Source organism: Actinokineospora sp. NPDC051303 (assembly GCF_055586285.1).
The window spans coordinates 3,316-26,486 of record NZ_JBVJIN010000001.1 but is presented as its reverse complement, the minus strand read 5'-3'; the positions used below and the strand labels follow the sequence as shown (position 1 = coordinate 26,486).

The window sequence follows — 23,171 nt, the reverse complement described above, 5'->3', positions numbered from 1 at the left end:
AGCGCGGCGACGATCCGATCGCTGTGGTCCCTGGCTTCGGTGTTGGTCATGCTGTTCCCTCCCAGGACTCAGGAGTCGAGGCTCGCGCGGACCAGGCGCACGAGGTCCTCGACGTCCATGGCGTCGATCAGCTCTTCTTCGACGGTCTCTGGCGCCGGGGCCACCACCGTCAGCGGCGGCTCGGCCGGGGCCGAGTCGGCGAACAGCTCGCCCGCCACCTTGCGGGCGAGGTCGGCCGGGGTCGGGTAGTCGAAGACGACGGTCGAGGGCAGCCGCAGGCTCAGCGCCTTGTTCAGCCGGTTGCGCACCTCGACCGCGATCAGCGAGTCGACCCCGAGTTCCTTGAATCCCTTGGCCACGTCGACCGCGGCGGCCGAGCCGTGGTCGAGCGCGGCGGCCACCTCGGCCCGTACGAATGACAGGACAGCGGCGGCGCGGTCGGCCTCGGCGACGGCCGCCAGCTCGTCCCGGGCGGACACCGCGACCGCGGCCCGCTGCCGCTTGGGCCGGTGGCGCACCAGGTTTCGCAGCAGCGGCGGGACCTCGACGCCCGCGGCGAACACCGCGGGGTCCAGCGTCAGCGGCACGACCGTCGCCGCGTCGGCGGCCAGTCCGGCGTCGAACAGCGCCAGTCCGTCCGCTGTGGACAGTGCGGCCATGCCGATTCGCGCCAGCCGGGCGAGGTCGGCCTCGGCGAGCGCGTCCGCCATGCCCGCCTGCGCCCACGGGGCCCAGGCCATCGAGACCGCGGGCAGGCCGCGGGCCCTGCGGCGCGCGGCGAGCGCGTCGAGGAAGCCGTTCGCCGCGGCGTAGTTGGCCTGCCCCGCGGCCCCGAACACCCCGGACGCGGACGAGAACACCACGAACGCGGCCAGATCGTGCCCCTCGGTCAACTCGTGCAGGTGCCAGGCCGCGTCGACTTTGGGCCGCAGGACCGTGTCCAGCCGCGCCGGGGTCAGCGCCGGGACCATGCCGTCATCGAGGACGCCCGCGGTGTGCACGACCGCGCGCAGCGGCTTGCCGAGCCCGGCGAGCAGGTCGGCGAGCGCGGCGCGGTCGGCCACGTCGCACGCGGCCACGGTCGCGGTCGCGCCCAACCCCGTCAACTCGGCCACGAGTTCGCGCACGCCCGGCGCGCGGTCGCCACTGCGGCTGACCAGGACCAGGTCGCGGACTCCGTGCTGGCGCACCAGATGCGTGGCGATGAGCGCGCCCAAGGCGCCGGTCGCCCCGGTGACCAGGACCGCGCCGTCGAAGGTGGGCGGCAGGGCCGTCGCCTCGACCTTGCGCAACCGGGCCGCGTAGGCGACGCCAGCGCGGACGGCGATCTGCGGCTCGTCCAGCGCGAGCGCCGCGCGCAGGGTCGCCCAGTCGGCCCGGGCGCCGATGGGCACGTCCACGTCGAGCAGCCCGAGCCTGCCGGGGTTCTCCCGCTGCGCGGACCGGACCAGTCCCCACACGGCGGCCAGCGGCGGCGACGCCACGTCCGGATCGCCCGGCCCGGCGACCGCGCCCGCGGTGACCAGGACCAGCCGGGTCGAGTCGAACCGCTCGTCGGCCAGCCACTCCTGAACCAGCGCTAGGGCTTCGTGGGTCTGCCGGTGGGTCGCCGCGACCACGTCCGGGTCTGGGTCCGCGGGCAGTGCCATCAGCACCAGATCGGGCGCCGCGGCGGCGGCTCCGTCGAGCGAACGGACCGCGACCGCGCCGACCGCCGCGCCGATGCCCAGCGGGTCCGCGCCGACGAACGCGACCTTGCCCGCGGCGCCGTCCGGGTCGACCTTGGTCCAGGTCACCTCGAACAATCCCGCGCCGCTCACCGGGCCCGCCGTGACCGGCCGCACGGTCAGCGACTCGATCGTGGCGACCGGCCTGCCGTCGGTATCGGCGACGGTGATCGACACGGCGTCGCCGCCGACCGGCGAGACGCGGACCCGGACTTCGGTCGCGCCGGTGCGGTGGAGGCGAATCCCGTTCCAGGAGAACGGAAGCCGGGTGCGGGTGCGGCCGTCCGGGTCGGTCTGGGCGAAGAAGCCCGACAGGCCCGCGCCGTGCAGCGTGGCGTCGAGCAGCGCGGGGTGGACGGCGAACCCCTTGTCCGCCAAGCCATCGGGCAACGAGACCTCGGCGTAGACGTCCTCGCCGTCGCGCCACAGCGCGCGCACGCCCCGGAACGCCGGGCCGTAGTCCAGGCCAGCCGCGGCCAGCCCCTCGTAGAGCGCGATCACCGACTCCGCCACCGCCGACGCGGGCGGCCACGCGCCCAATGACGGCGCTTCAGCAGACGCCGGGGCGAGCACCCCTTCCGCGTGCCGGGTCCACTCCCCGCCGTCCGGTCGCGTGTGGACAGTCACCGTGCGCCTGCCCGCCGCGTCCGGCTCGGCGACCGCGACCTGGACGGCCACCTCGGTGTCGTCGGGCAGCGGCAGCGGCGCCTCGATGACAAGCTCCTCCAGCAGGTCGCAGCCGACCTCGGCCCCGGCGCGCGCGGCGAGTTCCACGAAAGCCGTGCCGGGCACGAGCGTTGACCCGGCCGCGACGTGGTCGGCGAGCCACGGGTGAGCGCGGGCGCCGAGCGTCCCGGTCAGCAGCACGCGGTCGGCGTCCGCCTGCGCGACCGCGGCGCCCAGCACCGGGTGCGCGACCGCGCCGAGGCCCAGCGCGGCGGCCGACCCGGCGGCCCGCGGCGACGGCGTGACCCAGTAACGGTCGCGCTGGAACGGATAAGTCGGCAGCTCCACCACGCGCGGGGAGGTCGTCCCCTCGAACGCGGCGCGCCAGTTCACGTCGGCGCCCGCCGTCCACAGCCGGGCGAGCGCGGTGAGCAGCGTGGCGGGCTCGGGCCTGCCCGCGCGCAGGGCGGGGACGAGCAGCGGCTCGCCGTCGAGGCAGTCCTGGGCCATGGCGGTGAGCACCGCGTCCGGGCCGAGTTCGAGGAACGCGGCGGCGGTCGCGGCGCGCACGCCGTCGTGGAACCGGACGGTCTGGTGGATGTGCCGCACCCAGTAGTCCGCAGTGGACCATTCGTCGGTGACCGGGGCGCCGGTCACGGTCGACACGGCGGCGATGGTCGGCGCCCCGAAAGTCAGCCCGGCGACCACGTCGGCGAACTCGGCGAGCATCGGCCGCATCAGCGGCGAGTGGAACGCGTGGCTCACCGTGAGCCGCTTGGTCTTGCGGTCGGCGAAGCGCGCCGCGACGGCCAGCACCGCGTCTTCCCGCCCGGACAGGACAACCGATCGCGGGCCGTTGACCGCGGCGATGGCCACCGTGTCGAGCCGGTCCGCGAGCAGCGGCGTCACCTCGTCTTCCGCCGCCCGCACCGCGACCATCGCCCCACCCGGGGGCAGTTCCTGCATGAGCCGTCCGCGGGCGGCGACCAGGGCGCACGCGTCCGGCAGCGACAGCACGCCCGCGGCGTGCGCGGCGGCGATCTCGCCGATGGAGTGCCCGAGCACCACATCGGGCCGCACACCCCACTCCCACACGAGCCGGAACAGCGCGACCTCCACGGCGAACACGGCCGCCTGGGTGTAGCGGGTCTGGTCCAGCAAGCCGCTTCCGGCGTCGATCACCTCGGCCAGCGGCCGGTCAAGATGCGGGTCGAGGTGCGCGCACACCTCGTCAAAGGCGCGGGCGAAAACGGGGTAGGCGGCGCGGAGTTCCCGGCCCATGCCGACCCGCTGCGAGCCCTGGCCGGTGAACAGGATGGCCAGCGGGCTCGCCGCGCCCTCGCCGGTGACGAGTCCGGGTTGCTCGCCCCCGGAAGCCAAGGCGCGCAGGGCATCCGGGTTCAGGGCGACGGCTCGGTGCTCGAACACCGCCCGCGTGCTCGCCAGCGACCAGCCCACGTCCACCGCGTCGCGCTCGGCGAGAACGCCGCCGAGCCGGTCGGCCTGCGCCCGCAGCGCGCGGTCGGACTTGGCGGACAGCACCAGCGGCACGGTCACCGGCCGCTCCGGCGTGTCGGGCCGGTGGGGTGCGGGCGGCGCCTGTTCGAGGACGGCGTGCGCGTTGGTGCCGCTGATGCCGAACGAGGACACCGCGGCGCGGCGCGGGTGGCCGTAGTCCGGCCAGTCCCGCCGCTCGGTCAGCAGTTCCACCGCGCCCGCCGTCCAGTCCACTTGGGACGATGGCCGGTCGACGTGCAGGGTCGGCGGGAGCACGCCGTGCCGCATGGCCTGCACCATCTTGATCACGCCAGCGACCCCGGCCGCGGCCTGGGTGTGGCCGATGTTCGACTTGAGCGAGCCCAGCAGCACCGGCTGGTCGGCTGGCCGGTCCTGGCCGTAGGTGGCCAGCAGCGCCTGCGCCTCGATCGGGTCGCCGAGCCGGGTGCCGGTCCCGTGCGCCTCCACCGCATCCACATCGGACGGACGCAAGCCAGCGTCAGCCAGCGCGCGGGCGATGACCCGCTGCTGCGCGGGGCCGTTGGGCGCGGTGAGCCCGTTGGACGCGCCGTCCTGGTTCACCGCCGTGCCGCGGATGACCGCCAGGACAGGGTGTCCGTTGGCCACGGCGTCGGAAAGGCGTTCCACCAACAGGACGCCGACGCCTTCGGCCCAGCCGGTGCCGCTCGCGGACTCGGCGAACGAGCGGCACCGGCCGTCCGCGGAGAGGCCGCCCTGCCTGCTGAACTCGACAAAGGTGAACGGCGAGGCCAGCACCGTCACCCCGCCCGCGAGCGCCATCGAGCACTCCCCCGACCGCAGCGACCGCACCGCCAGGTGCAGGGCGACCAACGACGACGAGCACGCGGTGTCGACCGTGACAGCGGGCCCTTCCAGCCCCAGCGTGTAGGCGACCCGGCCGGAGGCGACACTGCCCGCGCCACCGGTCATCCGGTGCCCGCGCAGGCTTTCCGGCAGGCTGTCGTACTCGGCCGCGTAGTCGTGGTACATCACCCCGGCGAACACGCCGGTGTCGCTGCCGCGCAACGACACCGGATCGATCCCGGCCCGCTCGAAGACCTCCCACGACGCCTCCAGCAGCAGCCGCTGCTGTGGGTCCATCGCCGCAGCCTCGCGCGGGGAGATTCCGAAGAACTCCGCGTCGAACCCGGCGACGTCGCGCAGGAAGCCGCCTTCGCGGGTGTGGGACGCGCCCGGGTCGTCCGGGTCGTGGAGTCGGGCGATGTCCCAGCCGCGGTCGGTCGGGAACGCCGAGATCGCGTCGGTTCCGCTTGCCACCAGCTCCCACAGCCCCTCGGGCGAGTCGACGCCTCCGGGCAGCCTGCAGCTCATCCCGACGATCGCGATCGGCTCGTCGGCTGCCACCCGGTCGGCGACCGGCGCGGCGCCGGTGTCGCCCGCGAGGAAATCGGCCACGGCCGTGGGCGAGGGGTGGTCGAAGACCAGGCTCGCGGGCAGCGGGCGGCCCAGCGCCGCGCTGAGCGCGTCGCGGAACTCGACGCCCATGAGCGAGTCGAATCCGAGGTCCCGGAACGATTTGCGCGCCTCCACCGCGCTGATCGCCGACCGGCCGAGCGCCGCGGCGACCTCGGCGCGCACTATCTCGGCGACCGACGGCCCCGCGCTCACGGCCGTCGCGGTGTGGACCTCCGGCGGGCTCGGCGGCTGAGGCGCGGCGCCCGCGCTGTCGACCCAGAACCGCTCGCGCTGGAACGCGTAGGTGGGCAGGTCGATCAGGCGGCCGGGCGGGAGCAGCCGGTCCCAGCCCACCGGCAGGCCGCGCGCGTGCAGGCCCGCCACGGCGCTCAGCAGGGTGTGGACCTGAGACCGGGAGGCGCGTCCGGTGGGCAGGAACGCCAGGTCGTCGCCGGACACGCAGTCGCGGGCCATCGACACCAGCACCGCGTCCGGGCCGACCTCAAGGAACGCCCGGTCCCCCGCCGCGTGCAGGGCGGCGATCCCCTCGGCGAACCGCACGGTGTCGCGGACATGCCGCACCCAGTGGTCGGGGGTGGCCACGTCCGGGTCAGCGAGGTTCGAGACGACGGGCAGGGTCGGCCGGCGGTAGGTCAGGCTCTCGGCGACCGCGCGGAACTCGGCGAGCATCGGATCCATATGCGGGGAATGGAACGCGTGGCTCACCCGCAGCCGCTTCGTCTTGCGACCCCGGTCCCGCCACCGCCGCTCGACGGCCAGGACGGCGTCCACGTCGCCCGCGACGACGGTCGAGCGCGGGCCGTTGACCGCGGCGAGCGCGGCCCCGGCGGGCAGGTCGCCCAACTCGTCCTCGGCCACCTGCAAGGACACCATCGCCCCGCCCGGGGGCAGCGCCTGCATGAGCCTGCCGCGCGCGGCGACCAGCGCGCAGGCGTCGGGCAGGTCCAGCACGCCCGCGACGTGCGCGGCGACGATCTCGCCGACCGAGTGGCCCAGCACGTGGTCGGGCCGCACGCCCCAGGACTCCAGCAGCCGCCACAGCGCGACCTCGTAGGCGAACAGCGCGGCCTGGGTGCGCATGGTCTGGTCCAGGTCGCCGGTCTCGCCGAACATCACCGCCTTGGTCGAGCCGCCCAGCCGCGCGTCCAGCAGCGCGCAGGTCTCGTCCAGCGCGCGGGCGAACACCGGGAACGCGGCGGCGAGGTCGCGGCCCATGCCCGGGTGCTGGCTGCCCTGCCCGGTGAACACGACCGCGAGCCCGCCCGCCGTGGCGACGCCGCTGACGACAGCGGGCGAGCGGCGCCCGGCGGCGATCTCGGCCAGGCCCGCCCGCAGTTCCTCGGTGTCCCCGGCGAGCACCACGGCGCGGTACTCGAACTCGGTGCGGGTCGCCACCAGTGACCGCGCGACGTCGCCGACCGCGGTCCCCTGCCGGTCCGCCAGCCAGGCCGCCAGCGCGCTGGCCTGGCCGCGCAACGCGTCGGAACCGCGCGCGGACAACGGAACCGGGACAATGCCGCCGCCGCTGTCGGTGGGCGCGGCGGGGGTCGCGGACCATTCGCCCAGGACCACGTGGCAGTTGGTGCCGCCCATGCCGAACGAGCTCACGCCCGCCACCAGCGGGCCGGTCAGCTCGCGCGGAGCGACCGGGACCGCCAGGTTGAGCCGGTCGAGCGGGATGGCCGGGTTGGGCCGCGCGTGGTTCAGGCTGGGCGCGAGCGCCCGCTCTCGCAGGCACAGCACGGCTTTGATCAGCCCGGCGATCCCGGCGGCGCCTTCGAGGTGGCCGATGTTGGTCTTGGCCGAGCCGACCGGCAGCGGCCGGTCCGCTGGCCGGGCGGCGCCGAGCACGGCGCCGAGGGCAGCGGCCTCGATCGGGTCGCCCACCGGGGTCCCGGTGCCGTGCAGCTCCACAAAGGACACTTCGGCCGGGTCGACGCCCGCCCGCCCGTAGGCGGCGCGCAGCATCCGTTCCTGCGCCTCGACCGAGGGCTTGGTCAGGTTGCCCCCGCCGCCGTCGTTGTTCACCGCGCTGCCCCGGATGACGGCCAGCACCGGGTCGCCGTCGCCGATGGCGTCGGCGAGCCGCTTGAGGACCACGACGCCGCCGCCCTCGCCGCGCACGAAACCGTTGGCGCGCGCGTCGAAGGTGTACGCGCGGCCGTCCGGGGACAGCCCGCCGAAGCGCTCGGCGACGAGGAAGCTCTCCGGGGTGAGGATGAGGTTCACCCCGCCCGCGAGCGCGACGGCGGACTCGCCGGTGAGCAGGCTGCGGCAGGCGGTGTGCACCGCGACCAGGGACGAGGACTGCCCGCAGTCGATGACGAAACTCGGGCCGCGCAGGCCCAGCGCGTAGGAGACCCGGTTCGCGATCACGCCCCGGTTCAGGCCGGTGATCGAGTGCCGGGTGACGCCGCGCTCGCCCGCCGCCTGCACCAGCCGCGCGTAGTCGTCGGCCATGGCGCCCACGAACACCCCCACGTCAGCCCCGGCGAGGTCGCCGGGGCGGATGCGGGCGTTCTCCAGCGCGGACCAGCACAGTTCGAGCATCAGCCGCTGCTGCGGGTCCATCGCGGCGGCCTCGCGCGGCGAGACGCCGAAGAAGGCGGCGTCGAACGCGTCGACATCGGACAGGAACCCGGCCCGCAGGCCAGGGTCCAGCCCGCGCCGGTCGCCGGGGGCCGCGGTGACCGCGTCCACCCCGTCGCGCAGCACACGCCAGAACTCGTCCGGGTCGGCCGCGCCGGGGAATCGGCACGCCATGCCGACCACGGCGATCGCGCGCTCCGGCGGCGACTCGGCCGACGGCCCGAATGGACTGGTCATGTCTCCCTCTCCACCACCCATGGGCCGACGGCCCGGACAAGGATTTCCGGCAGGCGAGCCGGGGCGCCCGCAATGGCATCCGCCCGGCCCGCCGCCCGCACCGACAATGCGCGCCCATTCGACGCCGAATGGGACACCGGCGAGGTCCGCCGGGAATCTCGACACTACGTCAGGGAAATCCACCCCGGCCCCCCTAAGGCGCTGTCGCTCGCACAACGGTTCCACCAGGCACTCCTAGGGGACACTTAGGGGTGATTCCCAGGAAAGCCCGCGCACCGCGCCACCGTCCGCCCCGGTTGGCCGAGCACACCTGGTCCGATCGGCCGCACCTGGGAAAACCGGTATCAGGAAACTGCGACCAACAATGGTGACAGCGCCGAAATCCCCTGGTCACACTTCCGGAGCCTGATCACTGGAGTGCGTGCTGACAGATTACCGGCCGATCGGACCGCGACAGTCCGCTGGGCACTAACAAAGTTGTAAGTACTTGACGATTTCGCCGGAGCCGGAAAACTGGTCGGCGCAGACAACATCCAAGGAAAGGACGTTCAATGGCGGGCACCGGGAAAACCGACGTCACGGTCATCGGCCTGGGAGACATGGGGACGGCCCTGGCCGAGGCGTTCCTGGCGGCTGGCCACTCCACGACGGTGTGGAACCGCACCGCGAGCAAGGCCGACGACCTGGTCGCCAAGGGCGCCCACCGGGCCGACAGCGTCGCCGACGCGATGCGAGCGGGCGCGGCCGTCGTCCTCTGCGTGCTCGACTACCGGGCGGTCAAGGACGTCTTCGAGCAGGCGGGCGACGCCCTCGACGGCAGTGTCGTGGTCAACGTCACCAACGGCCTCCCGGCCGAGGCGACGGAAATCGCCGCGCTGGCCAAGGAAAAGGGCTGCGCCTACCTCGACGGCGGCATCATGGCCGTCCCGCCGATGATCGGGAAGCCAGGCGCGTTCGTGCTCTACAGCGGCGAGTCGCGGGTCTTCGAGGACAACAAGCCGCTGCTGGAAGTGCTCGGCGACGCCCGGTTCGCCGGGACCGACCCCGGCCACGCCGCGCTGCTCGACCTCGCCCTCAACGGCGCGATGTACGGGATGCTCGGCGGCGCGGTGCACGCCATGGCCGTCGTCGGCGGCGCGGGCATCGGCGCGCGGGAGTTCACCTCGTCCCTGCTGCTCCCCTACCTCACCGGGATCATGGGCGTCGTCCCGCACTTCGCCAGGCAGATCGACACCGGCGAGTACACCGTGGACGTGGCCGCGACCTTGGCCATGCAGCAGGTCGGCTTCCGCAACATCCGCCAGGCCAGCGTCGACCAGGGCGTCAGCTCCGCCCTGCTCGACCCGATGCAGGACCTCATGGACAAGCGGGTCGCGGCTGGCTTCGGCTCCGACGACTTCTCCGGCGTCTACGAGGCCCTCAAGCTCGAAGGCTGAGGCAGCGAAGACGTATCCTTCAGCGACAAGGTGACGGGTACTTACTTCGTGGTAAACGGGGGCGGGGGATATGAAACGACGGCACTACGTGTGCGGTCTCGACGCGGCCGTCGACATCATCAACGGCAAGTGGAAAGTGCTCATTCTCTGGGAGTTGAGCCGCCAACCCCGGCGGTTCGGGGAGCTGAAGCGCCAGGTGGTCGGCGTGAGCGAGAAGGTGCTCAGCCAGCACCTGCGCGAGATGGAGGAAGACGGCCTGGTGCACCGCGAAACCCACGACGAGGTCCCGCCCCGAGTCGTGTACTCGCTGACCTCCCTGGGGGTTTCGCTGACCGAGGCGCTGACGCCGCTGAGCCGGTGGGCGGAAGAGAACGTGGTGGGCATCCAGCACACGACCACTGGCGTGGCCTGACCACGGCCGAACGGGTTGGTCAGCCGCGAAATCCGGGCGTTGACAGCAGGCGATCTGGTGACCCGGATAGCCGTGCGACCAGGGGCCGCACGGCTATCCGCCCTCACCCGGCAGTCCGGCGGCTGGGCCGCCGGTGCAGCCACCACTCGACGGCCAGCAGCGGCAGCGTCCAGCCCAGCCACGCGGTGATCCCCGCGATCGACTGGCCCAGCGCGAGTTCGCTGCCCCCGAAGGTCGTGTCCAGCGACGGCGTGAGGATCACCGCCACCACCGGGGCCCAGAAGCGGTTGGTGATCGTGGACGTGGTGAGGACGAAGCTGCGGATCATCCACTCCCGGTGCTCCCCGAACCGCCGCTGCCGGGCCCGCCGGTACCCGATGACGGTGGTCGCGAACCACACCGGTGCCAGCACCATGGAGCTGGCCGTCGCCATCGGCCCGAACGGCGACACCAGCCCCACCACGAAGGCCGCCACCGCGGCGGGCAGCACCCCGGCGAACACGTAGACCTGCCCCAGCCTGCGGTGCGCCCTCGGGTAGCGGCCCCGAAACCACGGCCACACCTGGAGGAAGCCGCTCACCATGGCCACCGTGCCGAACCCGATGTGCACCAGCAGGATCGGGTAGTGCGCGGCGAACCCGGCAGGCGCGGGCACCCGGGAACGCGCCGCGTCGAGCCCCAGGTACGGCGGCAGTGAGTAGGCCAGGAAAACCAGGATCACCGCCCCCAGCGGCGCCACCCACGGCCGCCGCCACCACGGCGGACGACGCCGTTCGTTCCCGCGCCCGGTCTCCCGGTCGACCTCAGCACTGACGATGGCCATCCCACTGTCCCCCTCGCGTCGATGTCGCCCCAGACGCTAGGGAGCGCCCACCCGGCTCTCCAGCCGGCGAACACCCGGACGGAAGGTAGGGACAGCCCTACCGCCGCGCTCCACAGTGGACGGTCAGGCGCGCCGCCGGTAACGAAACCGCGCCCGGCGGTGACTCTCTCCCTGATCGACCGCGTCACCGCCGCCGCAGCCACAAGGAGACCCCGATGAAGATCGACATCTTCAACGAGATCCAGAACCCCCGCCCCTGGTCCGCCGACACCGAGCAGCGCCGGTTCCAGCAAGCCATCGAGCAGGCGAAAGTCGCGGACGAGTTGGGGTACGGGTGCTGGTGGCAGGTGGAGCACCACGGGGCCGGGGAGTTCAGCCTGTCGTCCGCGCCGGAGCTGGTGCTCGCGGCCATCTCCCAGCAGACCAGCCTCATCCGGCTCGGCCACGCCGCAGTGCTCGCGCCGATGCGGTTCAACCACCCGATCCGGATCGCGGAGCGGGCGGCGACGCTGGACCACCTCAGCGGCGGGCGGGTCGAGCTGGGGATGACCCGGTCCACGGTGCCGGAGTGGCGGCTGTTCGGCATCGATCCCGACGACGTGCGCGAGCAGACGCGGCAGGCGTTCGAGATGGTGCCGAAGATGTGGACTTCCGAGCGGTTCTCGCACACCGAGGACGGGTTCGACATCCGGGACGTGTCGATCTCCCCGAAGCCGGTGCAGCGCCCGCATCCGCCGCTGTGGCAGGCCGCGACGAGCCCGGCGTCGTTCGAGGAGGCGGGCAGGCGCGGGGTCGGGGTGCTCGGGACCACCTTCTGGGAGTCGCTGGACCGGGTCGAGCGGATGATCGCGCTGTACCGGGCCGCGGCCGAGTCCTGCGCCGAGCCGGTCGGGTCGTTCGTCAACAACCAGGTCGGGTTCTTCACCTTCGTGCACTGCGCCGAGACCGACGAGCAGGCCATGCGCAACGGCGCCGCCGCTGCCGCGGCCTGGTACACGGTGACCGCGCTGAACTTCTTCGAGGCGGGCACGGACTTCCAGCGCATGGTCGAGCGCCAGCAGGCGATCCTGGCCGACCCGGCGGGCGGCGGCCTGACCGGGGACTTCTTGCGCGCGGAAGGCGCGGCGGCCACCGGCCCGACGCCAGCGCAGGTGCTCATCGGCCGCATCCTGGCGGGCGAGGACATCCCCGACGACGAGCTGTTCGAGGTGCTCAGCGCGCAGCAGTCGCTGATCGTGGGCAGCCCCGACACCTGCCGGGAGAAGCTGCGCGCCTACGCCGACCTCGGCATCGACCGGCTGCTGTGCCTGCACCAGATCGGCGGCCTTGGCGCGGAGCAGGTGATGACCAGCATCCGGCTGACCGGCGAGCTGATCGCCGAGTTCGACAAATCCTGAAATGATTGTCCGGGCATGCCAAAAACGGGATCATATTCACTCATCAGCGTGACCAGGGATGTTCGCGCCCCGGCGACTACTGCTGCGAACGGCGGTTGTCCTTTTGGAACCCGACTCTAGGCTGGCTCAAGAAAATCCCGCTGGAGGGTCTGGAGGAACGGCATGTCCCCATTTCACGCTCGGCGCGACCGGCGGCTCGGGCGCGTTCTCGCGGTGATCGCGCTGGCCGCGACCATGCTCGTCGGCCTGTTCGTGACCTCGGCGAACGCGTGCTCGTGCTTCCCGGGCGGGGAGGGGAGCAAGTACCAGCGAGCCCAGCACGTGTTCGCGGGACTGGTCATCAGCGAGACCCTGGTGCCCGGCGACTCCCCGGAGAACTTTGACGACAAGCACCGCTATCTGGTGCTGCGCCTGGAGAACTACAAGGGCAGCGCGCCGATCCTGGTGAATGTCGAAACCTATGTGCAGTCCGCCACCTGCGGCCTGAAACTCACCGTGTGGGAGAAGTACGTGGTGTTCGCCACCGGCGACCCGAGCGACTACGTGATCGAGACCGGCCTCTGCTCGGGCACCCGCCTGGCCGTGCATGGGCCGCCGATCACCGTGGACCCGCCCACGACCACCACCCCGCTCCCGCCGACCACCACGACCACCGCCCCCACGCCGACCGCGCTGGGCGCGGTGGCCCCGTCGCCGTGCGCGGCAGCCTGAGCGGTCTCGCCGCCCTTGACTTCATGTCGACCTGAATTGGCACAGTCGCGGCGTCCGTTCACACCGACATGAGGGGAACACCATGGGACTGCGCGAACGTCTGCACGGGGCCGTGCACCGCGGCCACGACGACAGCGGCTTCGACCGGCGGGCGAGCGAAGCTTACGCCCGCCGGGCGGACTGGGCGCTGGCCGGGCTCTACCGGGCCATAGCGTCCGATGTGGACGTTCTGGCCGGTGAGCGCGCGACGGTGGTGGACGTGGGCACCGGGCCGGGCGGGCTGCCGCGGCTGCTGTCGGCCGCCCGGCCCGACCTGGTCCTGCACGGGGTGGACCGGTCGCCCGACATGATCGCCGTCGCCGAGCGCGACCTGGCGGGCTCGGGCGTCGGGCTGCACGTCGCCGACGTGGCCCGCCTGCCGTTCGCCGACGACTCGGTGGACCTGGTCGTCTCCAGCCTGGCGCTGCACCACTGGCCGGACCCGGCCGCGGCCATGGCCGAGCTGGTGCGGGTCACGCGGCCGGACGGGGTGCTCGCGCTCTATGACTTCCGCTTCACCGCGATGGAGCCCGCGATGGCCGCGCTGCGCGCGAACCCGGCGGTGGCGGCCGATTCGGTGCGCCGCCGCCCGGCCCGGCGGGGTCCCCGGGTCGCCGCGCTGTGCGCGCGGCTCGACGCCCGCCTTCACCCCTCGGGAGCCGCCCGGTCGGCCGACACCTCGGCCAGATAGCCCTCGACCTTGGCGAGGAAGTCCGGACAGCGGCGGAAATCCGGCGCGGCGCAGTCGAGCGCGTGGTCGACGACCGCCAGCGACGCCTGCGCCGCGGCGATGCGGTGGGCCAGCGCCGCCCGGTGCGCGCGCAGCAGCGCGGCCCGGTCGGCGCGTCCGGCTCCCTCGGCGAGCAGATAGCGCAGCTGCTCAAGCGACAGGCCGCTGTCCTTGCCGAGCTGGATGATCGCGATGTCGGTCAGGTGCCCGTCGTCGTAGCGCCGCCGCCCGTTCACCCGGCGGCTGGGCGTCAGCAGGCCCATCGACTCCCAGTGCCGCAACACGTGCGGGGCGAGCCCGAAGCGCTGGGCCAGGTCGCCGATGCTCATCTCGCCGGAGTTCATGCTCACATTAACTTGCACACCTCAGGCCGCCGTCAAGGCGGACGGGGCGAGCGAGACGCCGGTCACGTCCGCCAGCCGGTGTGGACGTCCGGAGTGGACAGTCCACCGTGGCCAGGCAGGGCGGATTCCGCATTACCGGAAAGGTTGCCGCCTCAATCAACTAAGGTCGCGCGACCGCAATGTGCGAATTATTGACAATGACGATCAGCCGCTCTTATCGTCCGGCCACAGCCTACGGCGGTCGGGGTAGCCCTTATTCGTCCATTTGTCACATCGGAGTAGCCCTGCATGCTGATGCACAAGTCCAGCGGCACCGCTGCTGCCTGCCCCCGCACCGAACCGCGCGGCGCCGCGCGCCGAATCTGGGCGACGGTCCCGCCCGAGTTCGCCGAACGCCTGCGGCCCCTCGCTGGCCGGATCGCCGCCGACGCGGTCACCGAGATCCAGCGCGCCGTGGCGGCCTACCAGCGCCCGCTGGCGGGCAAGTTCCGTGAGCTGCTGGTCGGCAGCGTCGACATGGCCGTCCGGCAGGCATATGACTACCTGGGCGACCCCGACGCCCGCCAGGACGAGTGGACGGCGGCGTTCCGCCGCGCGGGCCAGGTCGAGTTCCTCGAAGGCCGCACCACCGACGCGCTGCAGACCGCGGTGCGCGTCGGCGCCCGGGTCGCCTGGCGGCACCTGAGCGCCGAGGGGCAGGCGGCGGGCGTGTCGGCCGAGGTGCTGTTCGCCATCGCCGACGCGATCTTCGTCTACGTCGACGAGCTGTGCGCGGTCGCGATCGAGGGCTACACCGACGCGCAGGCGCGGGCCAGCGGCACCCGCGAGCGACGGCGGCAGGAGTTGCTGCGGCTACTGGTGGCCGAGACCCCGACCCCGGCCGCGACGATGGCCGCGATGGCCGCGAGCGCCGAGTGGGCGATGCCCGAGCGGCTGGCCGTGATCGCCTTGGCGCACCTGGAAAACCACGTCCCGACGCCGCGCGCGATATTCCCCGACACCGTGCTGGTCGACCTGGAAAGCCCTGCGCCCTGCCTGGTCCTGCCCGACCCGGACGAGGCGACCCTCGCCGCGGTGGCGGCCCGACTCGGCGCCCGGCGCGGCGCGGTCGGCCCCGCGGTCGAGGTCGCCGACGCGCCCCGCTCGCTGGCCCTGGCCCGCCGCGCGATCGAACTGGCCAACCGCGGGGTGCTCACCGGCAGGCCCCTCATCCGCTGCGACGACCACCTCACCGCCCTGACCCTGCTGTCCGACGAGTTCCTGGTCGACCGCATCGCGGAGAACGTGCTGGCCCCACTCGCCGACCTGACCGACAAGCAGCGCGAACGCCTGGAAAGCACCCTGCTGGCCTGGCTGGCGACCCGCGGCGGCGTCGCCGAGGTCGCCACCCGACTCTCCGTGCACCCGCAGACGGTCCGCTACCGCCTGCACCAACTCGAAGACCTGTTCGGCGACAGCCTCACCGACCACGAGAAACGCTTCGCCATCGAGATCGCGTTGCGGGCCCGCGCGCTGCGCAGTCCGAAAAGGACTCAGGGCCAGGGGTCGCCCCACCCGACGTCCCGAGCGGCGCGATAGGCCGCTGGGCTGCGTTTGGTGACAATGGCCTCGGTGAGCCCGTCGTCGCTTGTGCACAGTCGCAGGGACACCAGTCCCTTGCGGCTGCGGGGATGCCGGATGACCCGGTTGTCCGCGGCGACCCAGTCGGCGCGGGTCGCGGCGACGTAGGCGAACTTCTCGTCCTCGTGGCCGAGCGCGCCGGTTTTCAGCTTGCGGTGCAGGGCGCTGCGGTTGAGCCGCTCGGCGAAGTGGCACCAGTCCTCGCCACGGGGAATGGGGCAGGTTCCGTTGTGCGGGCAGGGCGCGACGATCCGCGCCCCGGCCCGGATCAGGTCGTCTCTCGCGGCGAGGACGCGCTCGTAACCCGCTGGCGTGCCAGGCTCCACGATGACCACGACGCCCGCCCGCTCGGCGAGTGCGGCCACCAGGTCGGAGCGGACGTCGGCCGCGAGCTCATTGAGCACATAGGACAGTGTGATCACGTCCGCCTCGCCGTCGACGGCGCCGCTGACGAACGCTCGCTGCCAGGTCGCGGCCCGGATCGCGGCGACGTCCGATCGCGCGGCGAGCCGCTTTCCCAGGGCGATCGCCGGAATCGACTGCTCCAGCACGGTCACTTCGGTCAGGGACGGCCAAGTGCGCGCCGCCGCCCACACGGCGGTCCCGGTTCCGCCGCCCAGGTCGATCAGGGATCGGGGCGCGAAACCGGGGGCGAGCAGGCTGACCTGCCGCAGCGCCGCCGACAGGGCGGCGAAGGTGGCGGGCATGCGGTAAGCGGCGTAGGCGGCGACGGTGAGATCCGCGTCGAGGACCTGGGTGGCCGGGTCGACGCCGGTGCGGTAGCGGTGGATCAGTCCCTGGACCGCGTCCGCCATCCGGTGAGCCGGGAAACGCGCCAACTCGGTGTCGAGGGCGGTGGCGAGATCGGCGGGCAGGGCGGACACGATGGGCAATGATGCCAGTCCCCGGTGCGGCGGGTTCCCGCTGGTCGCGGGGCCGGGTGTGGTTCCACCCGAGCCTGCCCCGCCGGAGAACCCGCCGACCTCACCCCGACAGCGCCTCCGCGCGCGTCCGACGCCACGCGATGGCCAGGAAAGCGACCAGACCGATCAGCGGGAGAGTGCTGAGCGACCAGTTCAGGGCCATCGGCGGGCCAGGGGGCTCCAAGGCGGTCAGGGTCAGCGCGCCTTCACCCGGGCCTTGTGGACCGTCGACGCGGAACCGGAACGTCCAGTCGCCCTGTTCTTCCAGAGCGCGGATGTCCAGACCCCACACCTCCAGTTTGCGGGGGTGGCGGACCAGGGGGCGTTTACGCGACTCGGTGGACCGGCTGGCTGGGGTCATGGAGAGGGTGCCGGACTTGCCCTCGATGCCGCCGTCCGGGGCGAAGGTGAAGTCGAGGGACTGCATGGCCCGCAGCGGCCAGGTGCTGAAACCGACCGTGATCGGATACGGGCCCGCCTGGACTTTCTCGGTGTGCACGATGTTGACCGGCTCATAGGCCTGCGCGACCGGGGTGGCGACAAGCAGGAGCGCGGTGACGGTGGCCAGCAAGGTGGCCTGCCCGCGCAGTCGGTGGCGCATCGTCAGTGTCCTTCCGGTCGGGTGCGGTTGACCAGGCGCAGCATGTGGCCGAAGCGCCAGCCGAGGTGGCCCGCCAACGCGCCCAGCACGGCCCCGGCCGCGGCGGTGGGAAGCAGGGTGCCGGGGCCGGGGGTGGGGAAGCTGTAGACGATCGAGTCCTGGACGCCCTGCAAACCCGCGATCAGCGCGCCCGCCAGCGCGCCCGCGGCCACGGGAAGCCAGCGGTTGGCGCGGGCGCGGGCCGCGTTGAGGATGGGTTCGGTGAGCAGGGCCACCGCGACCAGGGCCATCGGCATCAGCGCGGGCATGACGGGGACGCCGTTGATGTAGTCGCGCACCGGCAGGCCCACCGCGTCGGCGTAGGCGTAGGCGGCCCAGGGGGAGAACCACCAGGTCACGGCCTGGATGACCGCCAGCCAGACAGCCATGATCACCGCCCCGCCCCGGGTGCGGCGGAAGCCCGCCGCGGTCAGCAGGAGGATCACCACCAGCCAGGCCATCGCGGTGTTCACCGCGTCCACGGGGCCGCCGACGTCGCTCAGGCCCAGGACGGTGATGGTGACGTTCGCGGCGGTCAGAGCGATGGAGACGTCCACGCCGACCCGGCCCCAGCGCTGGTCAGCCGCGGCGGCGAAGACCATGATCGTGCCGACCATGGTGACAATTCCGGACAGCAGCAGCCCGATGTGCGGAGGTGAGTCGATCACCGCGTCGAAGCCGTAGACGCCGTGCCACCACAGGTCCCACAGTCCGTAGAGCAGGAAGACGGCCGCGCCGACGCCCGAGATCAGGTAACCCAGCGGCGCGGCGAAGGTCCGGCCGAACACCCCGACCGCCGCGCCGCCGACCGTGGGATCGAGTGGGCGGCCCGCGCGGGCCGCCGCGGTCGCGCCGAGCACCCCCACCAGGGCGGCCAGGCCAGCGAGCGCGCTGCCCGCGTAGATGAACAGGTGCGGCAGGGTGAAGAACGTGTCCGGGCCGACGTCGGTGTGCCACTGCACGTCCCAGGACAGCCCGATCAGGCCGAGCACGCTGCCCGCCAACAGCGTCATGGCGGTGGGCAGGCCCCGCGCGACCGTCCTCGGCGTCGCGGCGGACCGGACGCCGTGCGCGCCCGGTGCGGTGAGATCCATCGTGCCTCCTGGGGAGTCGGACTAGACGATCAGGCTGAAGACCGCGTGCTCGGTGGTCGAGGCGCGTCGGACGGTGACGGTGATCTCCCACGACCCGGCCATCGGCAGGTCGGTCCGGTCGGCCCGGTACCGCCCGACGCCCTCGGCGACGGCGGTGACCGGGGTCAGCGCGTGGCCCATGTCGACCATCACCGGCTCGACGGTGACCTCGTCGGCGGCGACCGGCCGCCCATCGGGGTCGGTGAGTTCGACCAGAACGGAGTTGGCGCCGACCCCCGGGTCGGCCATGGTCAGCCGCACCGCGTAGCTCGGCGTCCCGGCGCGCAGGTCGACCGTCCCGTCGTCGCCGCCGAGCCGCCACACCCAGACCAGCGCGGCGACCACCACGGCGACGGTGACCGCGAGCACCGCCTTCCCGCGCGGCGTCACCGCTGCTCCTCGGCGGGCGGAACGTCGAGCAGGACGGGCACGGTCAGCACCCGGTAGTCGCGTTCGGCCTGGAACCACAGCCGGTAGCGCCCCGGTTCGGGGAAGGTGAAGGTGAACTCGACGCGCGGGTCGTAGGCGGCGACGGTCTCGTCGGGCTGCCCTCCGGTGGCCCCGGGCGTCGTCGGGGTCAGGGCGTGCGCGTGCGCCCACACGGTCTCAGCGGGCGACGGGCCGAGCACGATCAGGTGCCCGCGCATCCCGAGCCACGGTTGCAGGTCGGCGGGCCCGCCGAAATCGACGGCCAGCGTGGCGGGCCGCCCGGCGCGCACGGCCCCCACCGTCACCCGAGCCGTCTGCCCGCCCACCACGGGAACCTCGGAGCCAGGACCGCTGGCCACCGGCGCGGGATCGCCCGAGACGGCCCGCGGTGCGGTGGGACCGCTCACCACGGGCACCGCCGAGCCAGGACCGCCTGATGCGGCAGGCGGCGACTCCGACGCCGCCGGTGTGCTGAGGCCGCGCACCAGCATCGCGGGCGGTTCCGCCGAGGCTGGGCCGGTGACCTCGATCGCGGCACGGACCAGTTGCACCCCGCCGCCGAGCCGCGCCACCTCCGCGGCCATGGCGTGCCTGCCGCCCTCCTCCGGGACGAACCGGACCCGGTAGTCGCCCGCCGCGGCGCGCACCGGGTGCAGGTGCGCGAGGTGGCCGCCGGGGCTCACCACCGCGAGGTGCACCAGGGCGTTGTGGTGCACCAGCAAGTCGTCCGCGACCCGGCCCGTGGCGCTGTCGGTGAAGCGCAGGGCCACCTCGACCGGGTGCCCGGCGGCGGCCAAGCCGATCGGCAGCGCCGCGAGGTTCACCGCGGGCCGCGAAGCCGCCACGGCGGGCACTCCGATCGTCGGCGAGAGCAGCGCCGCGGTGAGAGCCACCGACAACGCCACCACCACACCCGTCACCGGCACCAGGGCCAGCCTGCTGCGCCGCGCCGCGAGCAGCAGCGCCACCAGCAGGAACCCGCCCGCCGCGACGAACCCGCCGTAGGCCGCGCTCTCCCAGGCGAGCGTGACCCGCCGCGGCACGGTGAACGGAACCCGGGCGACGTGCGCGCCGTCGTCGAGTTCGAGGTCCCAGGCGCCGAAGCGGTCGACGCGCAGGGTCGCGCTGTGCGGGCCGGGGTCGGCGGCCAGGGCGATCGTGGTCTCGCTGACCGGCGGCGCGCCCGCCGGGACCAGCCGCAGCCGCAGCGTCCCGGCCGGGCTGCCCGCGTGGGTGATCACGTCGACGCGCAGCGGCGCGGGCGCGCCGTCCGCACGGCGGACCACGACGGTGAGTTCGCGGTCGCCGAGGGTCTGGGCGATGTGCAGGTCCGCGCCGACCGGGCCGCCGTCCGCGTGCGCCATCGACGGCAGGGCCAGCGTCAACGCCAGCACCAGCACCGCGATCAGTCGAGCCGCGATCCGCACGATCGGGACGCTACCGATGGACGGGCCTGAGATCGTCATGACCAGAGGGGACTCCAGGTCCCCCGTCCGGGGGACACTCCCTCTCAGGGCCCCCGGACCAGGCCGTGTCGGTGCGCGTAGACGACCGCGTGCACGCGGTCGCGCAGGCCGAGCTTGGCCAGGACGCGGGAGACGTGCGTCTTCACCGTCTCCTCGCCGATGTTCAACTCGGCGGCGATCTCGGCGTTGCTCAACGCGTCGGCCAGGAGCAGCAGCACCTCCCGTTCCCGCGAGGTCAGCTTGTCGTGCTCGACCGCGGCGGGCCACAGGGTCGCGGTGAACCGGGAGACGAGCCGCCGGGTCACCGAGGGGTCGATCAGCGCGTCGCCGCGGGCCGCGATCCGGATCGCGGAGATCATCTCCTCCGGCGGCAGGCTCTTGAGCAGGAACCCGCTCGCGCCTGCCCGCAGCGCGCGATAGACGTATTCGTCCAGGTCGAAGGTGGTCAGCACGAGCACCCTGGTCCGGTTGCCCGCCGCGGCCAAGATCGCCTCGGTGGCGGCGAGCCCGTCCAGCCTCGGCATCCGGACGTCCACCACGGCCACGTCCGGCCGCAGCCGGGCGATCTCGCGGACGGCGGCGGCCCCGTCGCCCACCTCGGCGACGCAGTCGAGGTCGGCCTGGGTGTCGAGGATCGCGCGCATCCCCGAGCGGAACATGGCGTGGTCGTCGGCGAGCAGGACGCGCAGGGCCATCAGCTCTCCCGGTTCTCCAGCGGCACGGTGACCCGCACGGTCCAGCGGAGACCGTCCGGCGTCGGTCCGCAGTCGACCTCGCCGCCGAACAGCGCGGCCCGCTGCCGGATGCCCGCCAGGCCATGGCGCCCGTCCCCGATCGGGGCCGGGTCCGCCAGGTCGTTGGCGACGGTGAGGACGATGTCCGCCGGGCCTCTGCGCACGACGACCTCGGCGCTCCCACCGCCGTGCCGAAGCGCGTTGGTCAACGCCTCCTGCGCGATCCGGTAGAGCGCCACGTCCACCGACGGCGGCACGTCCCCGATCGGCCCCGCGGTGACGACCCGCGTCGACAGCCCCGCCGCGCGGATGCCCGCCACCAGGTCGTCCACATCGTCGAGCCCCGGCTGCCGGACGGCGCCGTCGTCACCGCGCTGGAGCAGGTCGAGCAGCCTGCGCAGATCGACCATCGCCGACCGACTGGCGGTCTCGACCGCCGACAGCGACCGCCGCACCGTGCTCTCCGGACCCCCGTTCACCGGCGGGTCGCTCAGCGCGAGCCGCGCCGCGCCCGCGTGCACCCCGATGGCGCTGACATGGTGCGAGATGACATCGTGCAAATCCCGCGCGATCGCCGTCCTCTCCTCGGCGACCGCCCGACTGATGGCGGCGCGTTCCTCCGCGCGCCGACGACTCTCCCGCTGCTCAAGATCGGCGAGATGCCCCCGCCTGGTCGTGGTGTTGCGCCCCACCAACCAGGGCAGCAACGCGGACGCGAGCACATCCAAGGCGATCATCCGCCAGTCGGTGAGCAGGTAGCGCCCCGGTTGCAGAAACCGCCCGCCCACCATCCCGGCGGCCAGCGCCCCCATCGCCACGGCGGATTCCCACCGCCCCGACCACGCCCCCACCCGATACCCGGCGATCAACTGCCCGGCCTCGTTGCTCCCCCGGTACGGCCCGGCTCCGCTGAGCAGCGCGGGCCCGACCATCTGCACCACGGCGTGTCCCACGGCCACCACCGCGGAAAGCCGCGCTGGCGCGGCCAACGCCAGGTCGACCACCACCGTGAGCACCACCGCCACCCACCCGATCGGCGTCGACCACAGCCCCGGGCACAACACGACCAGCACGCCGACGTCGGCGACGGCGCAGAACCCAGCCACCGCCACCGACTGCCGACGCACCACCGTCGCCGTGTCCAACACCCCGCCAGCTTGACACGGACAGCATTCAGTCGAAGCCCCACCGCCCCGCAAACTCGCTCAACGAGCAGGTGTTGGGCGTCCTCCCATTCCGCTCCCGGCGGCGACGCTCAGCAGCAGATCCTCCCGCCCAGGCGCGGCGATGAGTTGCAGGCCGACCGGGACGCCGTCCCACAACCCGGCCGGGACACTGATCGCGGGATGCCCACTGAGGTTCACGGCCCAGGTCAACGCGACCGACAGGTGCTCCCCTGGCCCATCATGACCATGCGGCGGTCGAGGCGTGGTCGGCGTGACCACCAGGTCGACTTCCCCGAACACCGCCGAGAGCACAGCGTCGTTGTGGGCTCGGACGACTTCGGCCTCGGTGTGGTCGGCGGCCGAGTCGCGCAGCGCCCGCCAGGCCGCGCCGGGATCGCGCAACCGAACATCGACGTCGACCCAGACGATCCCCGCGCCCACAGCCAGCCGATCCGCCTCGGCCCGAGCGACGGCGCCGATTTCCGCGTCGACCGCGCAGAGACCAAGGTCGACCGACCACACCGCGACAACCCTCGGCGCACCACCCGACCCGACCGTGCCGACCGTCGAGCTGAGCCGCGACGAATCGCCCAGCCCCAGAGTGGAAACAGCGGACAGCGCGCGCCGGGGCGCGCCACCGAGCCCGGAGAGGTGGGCCGGGGAGGTGGGCCGGGACCAACCCGCGGCGCGGACCACGGGCCACCAGTCCGATCCACCCGTGGAAACCGGCGAAGCAGACCGGGCCACATCACTTAGATCCGCAGGGCGGTCCACGGGCGACAAGTCTGGGCCACCCGGATCGACCGTGGAGACCAGCGAAGTGGGCCGGGACAAACCGCCCAACTCCACAGCGCGAACCGCGGACGACCAATCCGGATCACCCGAATCGACCGTGGAGACCAGCGAAGTGGGCCGGGACAAACCGCCCAACTCCACAGCGCGAACCGCGGACGACCAATCCGGATCACCCGAATCGACCGTGGAGACCAGCGAA

General features: G+C 73.2%; 17 protein-coding genes. 6 read left to right on the top strand and 11 right to left on the bottom strand.

The features are described from left to right. Nucleotides 1-68 precede the first annotated feature (68 nt). A complete protein-coding gene (locus ACZ6SD_RS00100) occupies nt 69-8,174 on the bottom strand; it encodes a type I polyketide synthase (RefSeq protein ID WP_465314649.1) in 8,106 nt (2,701 codons plus the stop codon). Nucleotides 8,175-8,725: 551 nt separating this feature from the next. On the opposite strand from ACZ6SD_RS00100, the gene ACZ6SD_RS00095 reads away from it, so the two are divergent. Next, nucleotides 8,726-9,610: an NAD(P)-dependent oxidoreductase gene (locus ACZ6SD_RS00095; RefSeq protein ID WP_465314648.1), complete on the top strand. Its 885-nt coding sequence runs from the start codon at nt 8,726-8,728 to the stop codon at nt 9,608-9,610. A 70-nt stretch (nt 9,611-9,680) separates the two neighbouring features. Continuing rightward, nucleotides 9,681-10,022, top strand: coding sequence for a winged helix-turn-helix transcriptional regulator (locus ACZ6SD_RS00090; RefSeq protein WP_465314647.1), 342 nt, complete (start codon nt 9,681-9,683; stop codon nt 10,020-10,022). Nucleotides 10,023-10,125: 103 nt separating this feature from the next. Here ACZ6SD_RS00090 and ACZ6SD_RS00085 read toward each other — a convergent pair whose 3' ends face one another. Further along, on the bottom strand, nt 10,126-10,845 hold the full coding sequence (locus ACZ6SD_RS00085; protein ID WP_465314646.1) for a DUF2306 domain-containing protein: 720 nt from the start codon (nt 10,843-10,845) through the stop codon (nt 10,126-10,128). Nucleotides 10,846-11,060: 215 nt separating this feature from the next. On the opposite strand from ACZ6SD_RS00085, the gene ACZ6SD_RS00080 reads away from it, so the two are divergent. The 3 genes from ACZ6SD_RS00080 to ACZ6SD_RS00070 all read left to right on the top strand — a co-directional run bounded on the left by ACZ6SD_RS00080 (nt 11,061) and on the right by ACZ6SD_RS00070 (nt 13,683). Then, nucleotides 11,061-12,242 (top strand): LLM class flavin-dependent oxidoreductase, encoded by a 1,182-nt coding sequence (locus ACZ6SD_RS00080; RefSeq protein ID WP_465314645.1) that lies wholly within the window; start codon nt 11,061-11,063, stop codon nt 12,240-12,242. Nucleotides 12,243-12,404: 162 nt separating this feature from the next. Continuing rightward, nucleotides 12,405-12,953, top strand: coding sequence for a hypothetical protein (locus ACZ6SD_RS00075; protein ID WP_465314644.1), 549 nt, complete (start codon nt 12,405-12,407; stop codon nt 12,951-12,953). A gap of 82 nt (nt 12,954-13,035) precedes the next feature. Beyond that, nucleotides 13,036-13,683 (top strand): class I SAM-dependent methyltransferase, encoded by a 648-nt coding sequence (locus ACZ6SD_RS00070; protein ID WP_465314643.1) that lies wholly within the window; start codon nt 13,036-13,038, stop codon nt 13,681-13,683. Here ACZ6SD_RS00070 and ACZ6SD_RS00065 read toward each other — a convergent pair. Next, nucleotides 13,638-14,066: a MerR family transcriptional regulator gene (locus tag ACZ6SD_RS00065; RefSeq protein ID WP_465314957.1), complete on the bottom strand. Its 429-nt coding sequence runs from the start codon at nt 14,064-14,066 to the stop codon at nt 13,638-13,640. The two genes, ACZ6SD_RS00070 and ACZ6SD_RS00065, sit on opposite strands and share 46 nt — an antisense overlap. A 288-nt stretch (nt 14,067-14,354) precedes the next feature. Between ACZ6SD_RS00065 and ACZ6SD_RS00060 the strand changes: the two genes are divergently transcribed. After that, nucleotides 14,355-15,644: a PucR family transcriptional regulator gene (locus ACZ6SD_RS00060; RefSeq protein ID WP_465314641.1), complete on the top strand. Its 1,290-nt coding sequence runs from the start codon at nt 14,355-14,357 to the stop codon at nt 15,642-15,644. Here the strand turns inward: ACZ6SD_RS00060 and ACZ6SD_RS00055 are convergent. From ACZ6SD_RS00055 to ACZ6SD_RS00020, 8 genes are all read right to left on the bottom strand, one after another. Continuing rightward, a complete protein-coding gene (locus ACZ6SD_RS00055; protein WP_465314639.1) occupies nt 15,599-16,570 on the bottom strand; it encodes a small ribosomal subunit Rsm22 family protein in 972 nt (323 codons plus the stop codon). The genes ACZ6SD_RS00060 and ACZ6SD_RS00055 overlap by 46 nt on opposite strands. Before the next feature lie 100 nt (nt 16,571-16,670). Continuing rightward, on the bottom strand, nt 16,671-17,210 hold the full coding sequence (locus tag ACZ6SD_RS00050) for a hypothetical protein (protein ID WP_465314637.1): 540 nt from the start codon (nt 17,208-17,210) through the stop codon (nt 16,671-16,673). 2 nt (nt 17,211-17,212) lie between these two features. After that, nucleotides 17,213-18,343 carry a hypothetical protein gene (locus ACZ6SD_RS00045; RefSeq protein ID WP_465314636.1) on the bottom strand — a complete coding sequence of 377 codons (1,131 nt, stop codon included), beginning with the start codon at nt 18,341-18,343 and terminating at the stop codon, nt 17,213-17,215. 21 nt (nt 18,344-18,364) lie between these two features. After that, the gene (locus ACZ6SD_RS00040) at nt 18,365-18,772 is read right to left on the bottom strand and encodes a FixH family protein (RefSeq protein ID WP_465314635.1); all 408 of its coding nucleotides are present in this window, start codon (nt 18,770-18,772) and stop codon (nt 18,365-18,367) included. Next, nucleotides 18,769-20,277 (bottom strand): hypothetical protein, encoded by a 1,509-nt coding sequence (locus tag ACZ6SD_RS00035; RefSeq protein ID WP_465314634.1) that lies wholly within the window; start codon nt 20,275-20,277, stop codon nt 18,769-18,771. Before ACZ6SD_RS00035 ends, ACZ6SD_RS00040 begins: the two co-directional genes overlap by 4 nt. 44 nt (nt 20,278-20,321) lie before the next feature. Further along, nucleotides 20,322-20,972: a response regulator gene (locus tag ACZ6SD_RS00030; protein WP_465314633.1), complete on the bottom strand. Its 651-nt coding sequence runs from the start codon at nt 20,970-20,972 to the stop codon at nt 20,322-20,324. Further along, nucleotides 20,972-22,159, bottom strand: a complete 1,188-nt coding sequence (locus tag ACZ6SD_RS00025) for a sensor histidine kinase (RefSeq protein ID WP_465314632.1) — start codon at nt 22,157-22,159, stop codon at nt 20,972-20,974. The genes ACZ6SD_RS00030 and ACZ6SD_RS00025 overlap by 1 nt, the downstream gene beginning before the upstream one ends. A gap of 57 nt (nt 22,160-22,216) precedes the next feature. Continuing rightward, nucleotides 22,217-22,873 (bottom strand): amidase family protein, encoded by a 657-nt coding sequence (locus ACZ6SD_RS00020; RefSeq protein ID WP_465314631.1) that lies wholly within the window; start codon nt 22,871-22,873, stop codon nt 22,217-22,219. Nucleotides 22,874-23,171: the final 298 nt, after the last annotated feature.